This window comes from Mammaliicoccus lentus, from assembly GCF_947036595.1.
Lineage (GTDB): Bacteria > Bacillota > Bacilli > Staphylococcales > Staphylococcaceae > Mammaliicoccus > Mammaliicoccus lentus.
In genome coordinates this window covers 1200996-1216002 of the sequence record NZ_OX344834.1, presented here as the reverse complement: position 1 = coordinate 1216002, position 15007 = coordinate 1200996, and the positions used below count along the sequence as shown (strand labels likewise).

At 32.2% G+C, this 15007-nt stretch carries 14 protein-coding genes, 1 riboswitch and 1 other annotated feature; all 14 genes read right to left on the bottom strand.

The genetic code is table 11. The features are described from left to right. Positions 1 to 4: 4 nt before the first annotated feature. A complete protein-coding gene (hemA, locus tag ACNMOQ_RS06035) occupies positions 5 to 1354 on the bottom strand; it encodes a glutamyl-tRNA reductase (RefSeq protein ID WP_016999293.1) in 1350 nt (449 codons plus the stop codon). Positions 1355 to 1428: 74 nt separating this feature from the next. After that, on the bottom strand, positions 1429 to 2016 hold the full coding sequence (yihA, locus tag ACNMOQ_RS06030; protein ID WP_016999294.1) for a ribosome biogenesis GTP-binding protein YihA/YsxC: 588 nt from the start codon (positions 2014 to 2016) through the stop codon (positions 1429 to 1431). 173 nt (positions 2017 to 2189) lie between these two features. After that, positions 2190 to 3452 (bottom strand): ATP-dependent Clp protease ATP-binding subunit ClpX, encoded by a 1263-nt coding sequence (gene clpX, locus ACNMOQ_RS06025; protein ID WP_016999295.1) that lies wholly within the window; start codon positions 3450 to 3452, stop codon positions 2190 to 2192. A 126-nt stretch (positions 3453 to 3578) separates the two neighbouring features. Further along, entirely contained in the window at positions 3579 to 4859 is a 1281-nt protein-coding gene (gene tig / locus ACNMOQ_RS06020; RefSeq protein ID WP_016999296.1) for a trigger factor, read from the bottom strand. Positions 4860 to 4951: 92 nt separating this feature from the next. After that, positions 4952 to 5887 carry a hypothetical protein gene (locus ACNMOQ_RS06015; protein WP_416350345.1) on the bottom strand — a complete coding sequence of 312 codons (936 nt, stop codon included), beginning with the start codon at positions 5885 to 5887 and terminating at the stop codon, positions 4952 to 4954. Beyond that, positions 5884 to 6507, bottom strand: a complete 624-nt coding sequence (locus ACNMOQ_RS06010; RefSeq protein ID WP_016999298.1) for an NUDIX domain-containing protein — start codon at positions 6505 to 6507, stop codon at positions 5884 to 5886. The genes ACNMOQ_RS06015 and ACNMOQ_RS06010 overlap by 4 nt, the downstream gene beginning before the upstream one ends. A 144-nt stretch (positions 6508 to 6651) precedes the next feature. Further along, positions 6652 to 7011: a 50S ribosomal protein L20 gene (rplT, locus tag ACNMOQ_RS06005; RefSeq protein ID WP_016999299.1), complete on the bottom strand. Its 360-nt coding sequence runs from the start codon at positions 7009 to 7011 to the stop codon at positions 6652 to 6654. 42 nt (positions 7012 to 7053) lie between these two features. Beyond that, positions 7054 to 7254 (bottom strand): 50S ribosomal protein L35, encoded by a 201-nt coding sequence (rpmI, locus tag ACNMOQ_RS06000; protein WP_016999300.1) that lies wholly within the window; start codon positions 7252 to 7254, stop codon positions 7054 to 7056. Positions 7255 to 7279: 25 nt separating this feature from the next. Beyond that, on the bottom strand, positions 7280 to 7810 hold the full coding sequence (gene infC / locus ACNMOQ_RS05995) for a translation initiation factor IF-3 (protein ID WP_064204340.1): 531 nt from the start codon (positions 7808 to 7810) through the stop codon (positions 7280 to 7282). 23 nt (positions 7811 to 7833) lie between these two features. After that, positions 7834 to 7961, bottom strand: a sequence feature (ribosomal protein L20 leader region). 52 nt (positions 7962 to 8013) lie between these two features. Further along, positions 8014 to 9507: an amino acid permease gene (locus ACNMOQ_RS05990; protein WP_416350344.1), complete on the bottom strand. Its 1494-nt coding sequence runs from the start codon at positions 9505 to 9507 to the stop codon at positions 8014 to 8016. Positions 9508 to 9596: 89 nt separating this feature from the next. Next, positions 9597 to 9769: riboswitch (Lysine riboswitch) on the bottom strand. Between the two features lie 68 nt (positions 9770 to 9837). Next, complete coding sequence (gene thrS, locus ACNMOQ_RS05985; RefSeq protein ID WP_016999302.1) at positions 9838 to 11766, bottom strand: threonine--tRNA ligase; 1929 nt, start codon at positions 11764 to 11766, stop codon at positions 9838 to 9840. Positions 11767 to 12082: 316 nt separating this feature from the next. Next, positions 12083 to 13003 (bottom strand): primosomal protein DnaI, encoded by a 921-nt coding sequence (dnaI, locus tag ACNMOQ_RS05980; protein WP_016999303.1) that lies wholly within the window; start codon positions 13001 to 13003, stop codon positions 12083 to 12085. Then, a complete protein-coding gene (locus tag ACNMOQ_RS05975; RefSeq protein WP_416350343.1) occupies positions 13003 to 14400 on the bottom strand; it encodes a replication initiation and membrane attachment family protein in 1398 nt (465 codons plus the stop codon). The genes dnaI and ACNMOQ_RS05975 overlap by 1 nt, the downstream gene beginning before the upstream one ends. A gap of 11 nt (positions 14401 to 14411) precedes the next feature. Next, positions 14412 to 14870: a transcriptional regulator NrdR gene (nrdR, locus tag ACNMOQ_RS05970; protein WP_016999305.1), complete on the bottom strand. Its 459-nt coding sequence runs from the start codon at positions 14868 to 14870 to the stop codon at positions 14412 to 14414. Positions 14871 to 15007: the final 137 nt, after the last annotated feature.

The following is a 15007-nucleotide window of genomic DNA, read 5'->3' as shown; positions in this document are numbered from 1 at the left end:
TAAATTAAGATTCAACTGTATTAGGCGTCAATTGAACTTGTTTAGATTCTTTCTTTGTTTCTGTTTTATTTTCATTTATTCTCTCAACTTCATTTGTAATGTTGAAGATTTCTTGGAATAATTCTAATTTTTCATCAGATTTTTTATCTGTTGATAATTCTTTAGCTTGTGTAATAGGATCTTTAAGTAACTGATTGACGATGCTCTTCATATGTTTAGAGATTACTTTACGTTCTCTTTCAGTCATGTCAGGTAATTTTCTCTCAATGCTTGTCATTGTATCTTGTTGTATGTGAGAAGCTTTGTCTCTCAAAGCAGTTATTACTGGTACAACACCTAACATATTAACCCACTCTTCATGCTTATCAATTTCTTTAGCAATTAATAGTTCAATTTCACGCGCAGCTTTCTCACGTTCTGCTAAGTTTGCATCTACTAGACCATTTAAGTCGTCTACATCATAATTAAACATTAATTCTAAATCGTTAACTTCTGGATCAATATCACGTGGAACAGCAATGTCGATAAGAACTAAAGGTTTATGCCTTCTAAATCTTTCAACATCTCTCATCATATCTTTTGTTAATACATATTGCTCAGCACTTGTTGAACTAATTACAATATCAGCTTCCATTAAAGAACATTGCAATTCGTTTATGCTTTTTGCTACACCTTTATATTGCATAGCTAAAGCCTCAGCTTTTGCAACAGTACGGTTTAAAACAGTTATATCTGTCACGCCACTACCGTTCAAATTCGCAACAGCTAATTCTGCCATCTCACCGGCACCTATGATTAACGCTTTTTTATTATCTAATCTGCCTAATACTTTTTTAGATAGTTCTACTGCAGCATAAGAAACTGAAACAGCATTAGATGCGATATCTGTTTCACTGTGAGCACGTTTAGCTAATGTAACTGCTTGTTTAAATAAACGATTAAACATCGTTCCAGTAGTTACTTCTGTTTGTGCAGTTTGGAAAGCGTCTTTCATTTGTCCTAAAATTTGAGTTTCACCTAATACCATAGAATCTAACCCAGATGTCACTCTGAATAGATGTTCTATTGCATCATTCTCAGTTAGAACATTTGTATACGTCTTAATTGTATCTAATGATTGATTAAACCAGTCAGCTAAAAATGATTGTATATAGTATCTGCCTGTGTGTATTTGATCTACTACGGCATATACTTCTGTTCTATTACATGTTGATAAGATTACACATTCTAATATAGATTTTTTGTTACTAAGAGTTACAAGCGCGTTTTCAATTTCTTGATCATTAAACGCTAATTTCTCGCGCATCGCAACGTCTGCAGTTTTATAGTTTACACTTACTACAACTACATGCACTTCTAACGCCCCCATTAATTTATGTCCAATGTCTTAATTATAACATTTCTAATCTAGGAATGTGAGGAATTTGTTTAAATAAATTGTGACAATAATGCCCAAATATTGTCCGTCTTGTCTTTATTTAATGAAGAATAACTAATTAATACGTCCTCAGATTCTATTTCCAGTGTTTCTCGAATAATTTTGAGATGTTTTTGAACTTTACCTTTTGGTATTTTGTCTTCCTTAGTAGCAACTATAATCGTAGGTATTTCAAAATGCTTTAAGTAATCGTACATCAATATATCATCTTGTGTAGGTTTGTGGCGTATATCTATAAGTTGTATTACACATTTAAGTTCTTTTCTCGTTGTTAAGTACTGTTCAATCATCTTGCCGAATTGTTCTCTTTGTTTTTTACTTACTTTAGCATAACCATATCCAGGCACATCTACAAATATTAATTGTTCATCAATGTTAAAAAAGTTTAAAGTTTGTGTTTTACCTGGTTTAGATGAAGTTCTCGCTACTTTTTTTCTAGAAATAAGTGTGTTAATAAATGTTGATTTACCTACATTTGATCTTCCACTTAATGCTATTTCAGGTAAGCCTGTTTCCGGATATTGTTTAGACTCTACTGCACTAATTATAATGTCTACATTATTTGGATTTATTTTCATTGTAATCTCCTACATCATTCGTTTCTTTTATTATAGCTTAAATCATTAAATAATTAAACATAGCAATGTAGTGAAACAACAAGCTCTTATTTTTAAAAAGTCTTTGTAATGTCACCACTGCTAAAGAAAGAGTCCGAGACAATTATCATGTCCCGGACTCTAGATTTTATAATTTAAGCTGATGTTTTTTCATCGTTTAATAAGTTACCTTCGCTATCATATAAGCTTGGGTTCTTATGATCTCTAATTGTCTCTTCAGTTATAACGACTTTCGTTACATCATCGCTTGATGGAATATCAAACATGATATCAATTAGAGCTTCTTCAATGATTGAACGAAGACCACGAGCACCAGTCTTGCGTTCTATAGCTAATTCACTGATAGCACCTAAAGCCTCATCAGAGAATTCAAGTTCTACATCGTCTAGCTCTAACATTTTAGTATATTGTTTAACTAAAGCATTTTTCGGTTTAGTTAAGATATTTTTAAGAGCTTCAACATCTAACGTATCTAAGTTAGCTACAATTGGAATACGACCAATAAATTCAGGAATTAAACCATATGACTGTAAGTCTTCAGGTCTAATTTGTGAAAGTAATGATTCTTCATCGCTGATTTCTTCTCCAGCACTACTAAAACCAATTACCTTTTCACCTAAACGACGTTTAATAACTTCATCGATACCATCAAAGGCACCACCAAGAATAAATAAGATATTTGTTGTATCAATTTGGATAAATTCTTGGTTAGGATGTTTTCTTCCTCCTTGAGGTGGTACGCTTGCTGTTGTACCTTCAAGAATTTTAAGAAGTGCTTGTTGAACACCTTCACCTGATACATCACGAGTTATTGAAGTATTTTCAGATTTACGTGCAATTTTGTCGATTTCATCCACATAGATGATTCCTTTTTCAGCACTTTCAACATCAAAGTCTGCAGCTTGAATTAATCTTAATAATATATTTTCAACGTCTTCACCAACGTAACCTGCTTCAGTTAAACTTGTAGCATCTGCAATTGCAAATGGAACATTTAATGATTTAGCTAATGTCTGAGCTAGTAATGTTTTACCACTACCAGTTGGACCTATTAGTGCAATATTACTTTTTTGCAATTCAATACCATCTTCACTTTCTGAAGGTTGTTGAACACGTTTGTAATGGTTATAAACAGCTACTGCTAATGATTTTTTAGCGCTTTCTTGACCAATTACATAGTCATTTAATTGCTCTAATATTTCTTTAGGTGTAGGAACTTCAGTAAATTGTTCTGGTTCTTGTGATTTTAACTCTTCTTCTACTATTTCTGAACAAAGTTCTATACATTCATTACAAATGTAAACACCACTACCAGCTACAAGTTTCTTAACTTGATCTTGTTCTTTACCACAGAAAGAACATTTTAAGTTTTCTTCACCATCGTTAAATTTAAACATTTTTACACCCCTATTCTTCTTCTAGACTATACTAAAAGTACTTTATTATTTCAAATTAAACGGGTTAAAAAAGAATAGTAGCAGAAATATTCTGCTACTATGATCTATTTTAATACCGAATAACGATTATGCTTCTTTAGATTCATTAACTAATAAGTCGATAACTTTTTGGATTTTTAGGTCATTAACTAAGATATCATTATTACCTAAAGTAGATTTAATATCTTCTACAGATAATCCGAATTGTTCACTCATTTTTGTTAACTCAGCTTCAACATCTTCGTCTGAAATTTCAATGTTCTCAGCATCCGCAATAGCTCTTAAAGTTAAATTAGTTTTAACACGTTTTTCAGCGTCTTCTTTCATTTGAGCTTTAAGTTCTTCTTCTGATTGTCCTGAGAATTGATAATATAAATCAAGGTTTAATCCTTGTTGAGAAATACGTTGTTCAAACTCTTGCATCATACGATCTAATTCAGTGTTAATCATAGCTTCTGGAATATCTACAGTAGCATTATCAGAAGCTTTTGTAATTGCTTCTTCTTTTTCAGTAGCGTCAGCTTGGTTAACTTTAGCTTCTTCTAAGTCTTTACGTAATTTTTCTTTATATTCATCAACTGTTTTTACAGATTCATCAAGTTCTTGAGCTAATTCATCATCTAATTCAGGAACTTCTTTACCTTTAACTTCGTTGATTTCTGTTTTGAAAGTAGCTTCTTTACCAGCTAATTCTTCAGCGTGGTATTCTTCAGGGAATGTGACAACAACATCTTTGCTATCATTAGCTTTAAGACCGATAAGTTGTTCTTCAAATCCTGGAATAAATGAACCTGAACCAATTTCAAGATCATAACCTTCAGCTTGTCCACCTTCAAAAGCTTCTCCATCAACATAACCATCAAAGTTAATGTTAGCTACATCACCTTCAGCAATTTCACCATCTTTAACTGTTAATTCAGCTTGACGACTTACCGCATCATTTAAAGCTTCTTCGAATTCTTCGTCAGTTACTTCACGGTCTTGCTTTTCAATAGCTAAACCTTTGTATTCACCTAATTCTACTTCAGGTTCTACAGTTACAGTTGCTTCAAAGATAAGTTCTTTACCTTTTTCCATTTGTGTAACATCGATTTCTGGACGATCAACAGGGTTGATTTCTGCTTCCTCTACTGCATTACCATATGCTTCAGGTAAAATAAAATCTAAAGCATCTTGGTATAATGATTCAACACCAAATCTTTGTTCAAATAATGGTCTTGGCATTTTACCTTTACGGAAACCAGGCACATTAATTTGTTTAACAACTTTTTTGAATGCTTTGTCTAATCCTTTATCTACTTCTTCTTTTGGAACCGTAACAGTTAATAAACCTTGGTTGCCTTCTTTCTTTTCCCATGTTGCTGTCATGAATAAAAACCTCCGTGATTATCCTAATTTATTAATTTTCAACTCTTTAATTATAACATAGCTTTTCAATGTTTCAACTATAGTGTTTATATTCATTCAAATTTCTGAATAACGCCAATAAATTGTTCCCAATCATCTTGGCTCACACTTTCATAGTTAGCGTATATATTAAGGCGTTCTGATAAAAGTTTCAAGTAACATGCTATTAAAACTTCATTTTTAATAGATTTAAATTCGATTGGATAAAGTAAAATGGCATGTTGATTTAATATAGAGTTACTTAATTCTATAGACGCTGGGCTATCTATTTCAAGTTGTTCAATAATTTTAGGTATAATATTTATTTTAAAATCTGTTCTTTCAATGCCACTAAGTTCTGTAGGAACAATAGCTATATTTGTATCTATTTTATTAAATTTAACTTCAGCTGACCATTCTCCCAAACGTAAATACTCTAATATTAAGCTTTGAACATTTGGATGTAACGGTTCATTCTCAATAATTTGAGCTAATGTTAAATTGAAAATACCTAGATGGTTATCTATTAAATCTATTAATAATTGCACTTGTTCCTCAAAGTTTGTATCTTTAAAAGTCTTTAAAATTTCTGAAGCTTTAAGTTTCCTTTGTTCTAGCTTATCTTTTGCTAAATCTTGCATTGGTATTAAAGTCATTCTTGTTGCATGGTCAATAGCTTCATCTTTAATTTGATTTATGATTTCCACTACAGTTTGATACTGTTCTAATTGAAATAGGCTTTCTACAAAATATATTACAACTTGATCATATTGTTCGTGACCTTGGTTTAATAATATACTTGCTTCTTCTCTTAATTCTAGATAATGACCGCAAGACTTTAAAACTTCACATTTCATCAACGATAATTGTTCATCCATTTCAAAATGTTGTTCATATGTTTCGAATGATTCATATGCTTTATCATATTCACCATCTTGCATTGAAGTTTTAATATTTGTAATCAATTGATTCTTTAATTTAGGAAATGGAATGATATCAGACAAGGTCACTCACCTCTTCTATATAAGCCGTCTATAATTAAGCTACTCCATGTTTCATAATTTTTATTATTCGCTAAATCTGATTGTTTAACCCAATTAATTTTCAAGGTATCAGTTTCTTTAGCTTCAACACTTGATTCATTTACTTTTAATTTGAAAACTAATCCGATGTGTACTTTACCAACTTCGTTTTGGTCGTCATTAATAAAGCCGATTAGTTCCATATTTTTAACATTTTCTTTATCAAGCCCTACTTCTTCTTCTAATTCTCTTTCTGCATTATCTCGAATCACTTCTTCTACATTTGTAGCATTTGGAACATCATTCATATGACCGCCTACACCAATAGAACTTAAGCCATGAAGTCTACCTTCTCCTCCACCTGTTAGTCGTTCATATACAAGTATTTCATCATTTTCATTTTCTAAAATACAATATGAAATAAGTTGTTTATATGAAGGATCTTCTTCCATGTCCCCACGTCTTTTAACTTCGTACTCATTAATTGTTTCATAAATATATTTCGTTTCTTCATCTTGAATAGATTTAAAACCATCGAATTGATAAGCTTCATCTTTAAAAATTGTCTTTCTAGGGACAACTGTAATCATTTCATCAAATTTAGACATAGTATTCTCCTTATAAGTTGTTCTTCTTTATTTTATCAAAGCGTATATAAGGCGTAAAGAAGATACCTTTATATTAAATTTAATCTTCTTTATAAAAAAAGAGTCCAGGACATGGTAAATGCCCCCGGACTCTATATATATTTATTATTTTGCTAAAGCATCTTTAGCTTTAGTAGCTAATTCAGCAAAAGCTTTTTCGTCTGAAATAGCGATTTCAGATAACATTTTACGGTTAACTTCGATACCAGCTAATTTAAGACCATTCATTAAACGGCTGTAACTGATGTCGTTTTGACGAGCCGCAGCGTTGATACGAGCAATCCATAATTTACGGAATTCACGTTTTTTCTGACGACGGTCACGGTAAGCATAGTTACCTGATTTCATAACTTGTTGCTTAGCAACTTTGTATAATGTATGTTTTGATCCAAAGTAACCTTTAGATAATTTTAAGACTTTTTTACGACGAGCTCTCGTCACTGTTCCACCTTTAACACGTGGCATGATAATTCCTCCTTGAAATGGACCATTAGTCCAATAAATTTATTATTTTACGTACGTTAACATTTGTTTAACTCGTTTTACATCTGATTTAGATACTAAAGTAGATTTACGTAATTGACGTTTAGCTTTAGTTGATTTGTTTGCGAATAAGTGTGAAGTAAACGCTCTAGAACGCTTTAATTGTCCTGAACCAGTTCTTTTAACACGTTTAGCTGCTCCGCGATGAGTTTTCATTTTAGGCATTGAGTTTTCCTCCTAGTATTTCGGTTTATTTTTCGTTTGTGATAGGCGCTAACATTAGGAACATTGAACGCCCTTCCATTTTAGGTCTTTGCTCAACTGTTGCTATATCTTTACAAGATTCTGCAAAGCGTTCAAGCACGCGTTGACCAATTTCTTTATGCGTAATCGCACGACCTCTAAATCTAATAGATACTTTAACTTTATCTTCTTTAGATAAGAATTTTTGAGCATGTTTTAGTTTAGTTTCAAAGTCGTGTTCTTCGATAGTTGGACTCAATCGAATTTCTTTAACATTAACAACTTTTTGCTTTTTACGAATTTCTTTTTCTTTTTTCTGTTGTTCGAATTTATATTTTCCGTAATCCATAATTCTTGCAACAGGTGGTTTAGCACCAGGTGCTACGATAACAACGTCTAAATCTACTCTTTCAGCCATTTCAATAGCTTCTTGTTTAGATTTAACACCTATCTGTTCACCATCTTGGCCAATTAGTCGAAGTTCTTTTGCGCGAATTCTGTCGTTAACTTGAGTCTGATCTTTAGCTATGGTTGACACCTCCTAGATTTTTACGAAGTCGTCCAAGAAAAAAAGAGCGAATGCATAAATGCACCCGCTCTTATCCATAAACATTAAAGGTTTATTTTTACCTGCCAACTGCTTAAAGCGTCACTACAGGTGAGAAGCGGGTATGCTTCTACTTGGTCCGTTTCGTATTCAACATGACCTATCATACCAACTATAAACCTTTATGTCAATATTTATTTAATATTCTTTTCGAATTCTTCCATATCAACATCTTGACTTAAGTCCACTTTTTCTAATGGAATTAATTTCGTTTTATATTTTAACTTATGGAAAATGTAAAATACTAAGAATACAGGAATACCCATATAAGTAATGAAAAATCTTCTAGGATCAAATTCACCCGTTTGTATAAAGTCTACATCTTGGCCTACTATGACAATCGCACATAATATAAATGCAAACAATGGACCAAATGGGAATAATTTAGCTTTATATTTTAGTTTTGTTTTATCATAATCTTGTAAATCAAAAGCTCTTCTAAATCTATAATGACTGATCGCAATACCTAACCAAGCAATGAAGCCTGTCATACCTGAAGCTGCGATAATATATTCATAAGCGCCACCACTTAAATGTTCTATTATAAATATTAATACAACTACAAATGCAGTAGCTATTAACGCTGTATAAGGTACACCAGCTTTATTTGTTTTTGAAAATACTGGTGAAGCCAATTTATCTTTACTCATTGAAAACAGCATTCTTACAGAAGCATACATACCTGAGTTGCCTGCTGATAATACTGAAGTTAAGATTACTGCGTTCATAAATGAAGCTGCAAATGCTAATCCTGCATTTTCAAATACAAGCGTGAATGGCGATTTAGCAATTTCATCTCCACCCATTAGGTTCGTATTTGTGTACGGAATAATCATTCCTATTACAAATATAGCTAAAATATAAAATAGTAATATTCTCCAAAACACTTGTTTAATTGCTTTCGGCACTGCTCTTTCAGGATTTTCAGATTCTCCTGCCGTAATACCAATAAGTTCTGTACCTTGGAATGAGAACCCTGCAACTAAGAATACTCCTAATGTTAATAAGAATGTATTCACATTTGAATCTCCTAGGAACGGTGCATCTCCTACAAGAAAATTATCAAATCCTAAGTATTGACCACCTATAATACCAAATATCGTTAATAAACCGATACCGATAAAGATAATAACTGTTGCAACTTTAATAAATGCAAACCAGTACTCACTTTCACCATATACTCTAACAGATAGTGCGTTAAGACCAAATATAATCAACATGAATATGATACTCCATAGCCATGAAGGTAATATTTCTAATGGTTCCCAATAGCTAATAACTTGAGAAGCAATTGTAATATCAGCTGCTACTGTAATAACCCAGTTAAACCAATAGTTCCAACCTAAAGCGAAACCTAATGATGGATCAACAAATCTTGTAGCATATGTACTAAATGATCCCGAAACTGGTAAATATGTTGCCATTTCTCCTAACGATGTCATAAGGAAGAAGACCATAATACCAACTACTGCATATGCTAATAATGCACCACCTGGTCCCGCGTCTCTTATAGCACCACCCGAAGTCATAAATAAACCTGTACCGATACAACCACCGATAGCAATCATAGAGATGTGTCTATCTTTTAACTTCCTTTGAATATTATTAGTTGTTTTTTCTTGCGACATTGATCTTTCCCTTTCTACAATTCCACAATAGAGCCACTAAAAAAGTCGCATACCCTATTCGATATGCGACCATATATGAACATTCCATACAAATTGGTAGCACATCACTTAGTGTGACAGTCCAGTATTTATTTAACACTGGCCCAATAAATAGCATTATGGTCACTATTTATTTCGGCAATATCCCCTTTCTACATTTCAACATATGTGCCATAACACTTCTGAATGTATAATCTTGAACATCGCAACCTCTAACTCATTACTGAGGAATATTAAATTAATTTTTACTATTAAACTATAACTGAAGAATCCGAAATTTTCAATAGCCTCTTATTTTTTCAAGCGAATTTCATCAACAAGATTCCAAATAAACTCGTCTTTTTCGACTGTTTTTGAATCTTTTGATCCATACTGTCTAACATTAACTTCTTGATTTTCTACTTCTTTGTCACCTACAACAAGCTGATAAGGTATTTTTTTCATTTGAGCTTCTCTTATTTTGTAGCCCATTTTTTCATTACGATCATCGATATGAACACGAACACCTTGTGATTTCAATTCATCTTGTAATAATCTAGCATAATCATAATGTAAATCTACGTTAACAGGTATAATTTCAACTTGATTTGGTGCTAACCACGTTGGGAATACACCTTTAGTTTCTTCTATTAAGAAAGCAGTGAAACGTTCCATAGTTGAAATAACACCTCTATGGATAACAACTGGACGGTGTTCATCTCCATCTTTACCAATATATGTTAAGTCAAAGCGTTCCGGTAATAGGAAATCAAGTTGCGCAGTTGATAAAGTTTCTTCTTTACCCATTGCAGTTTTCACTTGAACATCTAATTTAGGACCGTAGAATGCCGCTTCACCAATCGCTTCTTCATATGGTAGTTCCATTTCATCTATTACTTCTTTCAATACTGCTTGAGCTCTATTCCACATTTCATCATCATCGAAGTATTTCTCTTTATCTTCAGGATCACGATAACTCAATCTGAAAGTATAGTCTTTGAATCCAAAGTCTTCGTAAACATCTAAAATCATGTTTACTACACGCTTAAATTCTTCTTTAATTTGATCTGGTCTAACAAAGATGTGCGCATCGTTTAAAGTCATACCACGAACACGTTGTAAACCTGATACTGCACCACTTGCTTCATATCTATGCATCATGCCTAATTCAGCAATACGTATAGGTAATTCACGATAAGAATGACGACTATTTTTATAAATCATCATGTGGTGTGGACAGTTCATAGGTCGTAAAACTAACGATTCATTACCTACATCCATAGGTGGGAACATGTCTTCTTGATAATGATCCCAGTGACCTGATTTTTTATAGAAATCAACGTTAGCCATGATTGGTGTATAAACATGGTCATAACCCATACTTACTTCTTTATCTACAATATATCGCTCTAATTCACGTCTAATTACAGCACCATTTGGCAACCATAAAGGTAGTCCAGCGCCAACATCTTGGTTAGTTGTAAATAGTTCTAATTCTTTACCGATCTTCCTATGGTCACGTTCTTTTCTCTCTTCTAAAATTTTCAAGTGAGCTTTCAAATCTTTTTTATCGAAGAATGCAGTACCGTAAATACGTTGCAACATTTTGTTATTAGAATCGCCTCTCCAATAAGCCCCTGCAGTTGATAAAAGTTTAAATTCTTTAATTTTCGAAGTTGAAGGTACGTGTACACCTCTACATAAATCAGTAAATTCACCTTGTGAATATAGCGTTACATTTTCGTCTTCAGGTATAGCATCAATTAACTCTAATTTATATTCATCGTTTTTGAAAAATTCTTTAGCTTCATCTCTAGATACAACTTTACGTTCAATTTTGAAGTTTTCATTTACGATTTGTTTCATTTCCTTTTCGATCGTTTCGAAGTCGTCACTAGAAATTTTGTGTTCTGTATCTATATCATAGTAGAAGCCACCTTCAATGACTGGACCAACACCAAATTTCACATCTCCATATAATCTTTGCAATGCCTGTGCCATTAAATGTGCAGTCGAGTGTCTTAACACTTCTAAAGCTTCGTCACTACCAGGTGTTACAATTTCAATATCCCCATCTTCCTCTAAAGGTCTAGTTAAATCGACTAGTTGTCCATTGAATTTACCTGCTACTGCTTTTTTTCTTAACCCAGGGCTAATAGATTGAGCAATATCTTCAGTTGTTGTGCCTTGTTCAAATCCTTTCACATTGCCATCTGGAAATTTGATATTTATTTCGCTCATAACGACTTCCTCCTCATTAAAATTATTAAAGAACATAAAAAAGAGACCTCATCCAAAGGGACGAAATCTCTCGCGGTACCACCCTCATTAACGCAAACTTATTGTGTTTACGATAACTCTACATAAGATAACGGTCTTGAGCCGAATGTGGATTAACACATCATGTATGAGGGAGTAACCGAATATATCGCATTATCTCAATTTCAGCTAGATGAGACTCTCTGTGAATGCTAAATAGACGTCATGTCCTCTAAATTTAAATATTCATTTAAGATAATTCAATTATACAACTCTATTATAAAATATCAAGCTAAAATTACGCTCTATAGTTTTTGCCTTCAAGTTCATAGTCTTCAGTAATTGTCTTAATTCGTTCCATAATTCTACTTGCTTTCGTTATTTCAGCACCTTGTCTCGTTTTGCTCAAATGAAATTCTAATTCTTCAAAATTAAAGTTCGAGCTAAAGAAAGTCGGTAGTTTATGGACCATTCTATAATGTAATAACGGACCTAATACTTCATCCCTTACCCAAGGGGTTATTTCTTCCGCACCAATATCATCAAGCATTAATACTTTTGCTTCTCGAGCAGATTCAAATCTTTGGCTAAATGAACCATCATTAAAACCATTTTTTAATACTCTAATAAATTCTGGTAAATATATAATTGTTGAAGCTTGGTTTTTCAATTTCAATTGATTAGATATTGCACCAAGTATATATGATTTACCTGTTCCAAATGGACCGTGTATATAAAGTCCTTTAGTATCTTCACCATTCACTATTTTATTACAAATTTCCATAGCTTTTTTAATAATAGTCATTCTCGCTTCATTATCTACGTATATATCTTTAATTGTTGCCTGTAATGTTTCTTCAGGCATTTGAAAAGATGTTACTAAGTTAGATTGGAAGCGTTGTTCATCATGTTCTATTTTATTCGGGCATGGTAAATATCTAATTTTAATGTGATCATTTTGAATGTATAATTCTGGAACATGCCCTTTAACAAAGTTAATGCATTTATTGTAACAATCACATTTTTCACAACTTTTCGACTGGTCTTTAAATGCTTGCAGTTGATCTAAATCTCTATCTATCATAGCATTTGTCAATTCAGATTGATGTGCTTCTATAAATGCTTTCACTTCTTTATTGGCAAGTGTATCTCTTTTTATTTTATCTAGTCTTTTTTGAAAATCTTTATTTTGTTGCAAATGCTGCCCTAGCGGTTCCATCAATGATCACCTTCTTTCCAAAATGCTTCCATTTCTCTTTGTAGAGCTTTTTTTCTTTTTTCAAATTCTTCATCAGTTTCATCTTGTTGTTTATCATTATTGGCGCCGTCTTCTTTTTCTTCACTCGATTTTTGTTTTAATAGCCAATCAGGTGTTTTTTCAATCGATTTCAATTTATATGAATTATAATTACCTTTTTCTTGACGTTGCTTTTTCTTTTCTTTAGTTTTCTTTTCAAATTCTTTAATATAATTATAAGCTTCCTCTGCTGAACTTAGCTTTAACTTCTTCCAGTTAGAAGCGATTTCCTCAATATAAGCTTTCGGTAATTGCATGTTGTTTTTGAACATAACATATTGTAATAGTATGTTCATAACCCCGTAAGGTAATTTTTCTCTAGTAATGATTTCTTCTACAAGTCTTTTCTGTGCAACGGTTGGCTCAGATTCTGTAAACGAAGATAACATTTCAATAGGGCTTGTAGTATCTAATAATTCATACCAAGATAATAATGAGTTTACTTCTTCACTTGGTTGTTCATTTTGACTTGATGTTATACTACCTTGCTTTACTTCTAATGCTGGTAAAGCACCTTCATGCTCTATTTGATAAATTGAGCGAGCATGTTTCCTTAAATCCTCTAAAGAGATTGTTTGGTTCTCTGTTATAGATTTTAAAATGATAGATTTCATATCTACAGGTGTTATACCATATAATGTAGCAATTTGTATAATTACTTCTTTTGTCTTTTTATTTAAAATCTCTTTAGAAATTAAATGATTATTCAGTAATAACTCAAGCATTTCAAAATCGAATTTTACATCGGATAAATCCAAACCTTTGTTTTTAGCATCTTGTTGTATTTCTATTGAATCTGTAGGTGCTACTTGTGACATATTAGGCACTTTAAAAACATCTGTGAAAGTTTTGGTAACATCGTTATAATCTGAAGTAGAAACACTTTTATCTTTATATCTATTTTTCAAGGCAATAAATCTTGCCTTACCTATTTGTTGGTATAAAAAAACTGATAATAATGGATCATTAAAGAATTGTTCAGTTGTAGCAGGTTGTTGTAACGAGTATATAAATGTTTGCTCTTCTTGGTTTACTTTCATAAAAGTTTTAATTAATCCAATACCTTCTAATAAATCTAACGAATCTCTAAAATTTGATAAATTAATTTTTAAATCATTCATAATTGTATAATGACTATAAGCGTCATGTTCATTATGAAAATTAAATTGTGATAAATATAAATAAACACCTATTGCATCAGTACCAATTAACGGCGTATATAAGCTAGTTAATATGTCTTGATGGACATGTGTGTAATTATAATTTGATTTCACGTAAAAGCCATCTCCAGGCTTTATACCACTAAAATATTCCGCCATTAATAATCACCTTACTTTCGGTCTTTCAAAATACCTTGCATTGATTGTAGCAATTGATCGACATCTTTGAACTCTCTGTATACAGACGCGAACCTTACATATGATACTTGATCAACATCCATTAAATGTTCCATTACTTTTTCTCCAATATCATTAGAAGATACTTCAGTAACTCCTTCAGCTCTTAAGTCTTTTTCTACTTGGTTTGTAATATCTTCTAGTTTTTGAAAAGCAACTGGTCTTTTTTCACATGAACGAACGAGACCATTTAATATTTTATCTCTATTAAAAGTTTGTCGAGCTCCATCTTTTTTAACTACTATTAAAGGTGATAGTTCAACTCTTTCGAATGTCGTGAAACGAAATCCACATGATTCACACTCTCTTCTTCTTCTTATAGCAGTCAGATCATCAGCGTGTCTTGAATCCACTACTTTAGAATTATCATATTTACAATTTGGACATCTCATTCGTTTCACCTCTCAGAACTTATATTTTCATACATAGATTATACAGTAGTTTCGGATATTTTTAAACGCTCACTACTTTACATTTGTAAATCATCAAATAAAAACACAATGCAAATTTCAAAATTCGCATTGTGTTT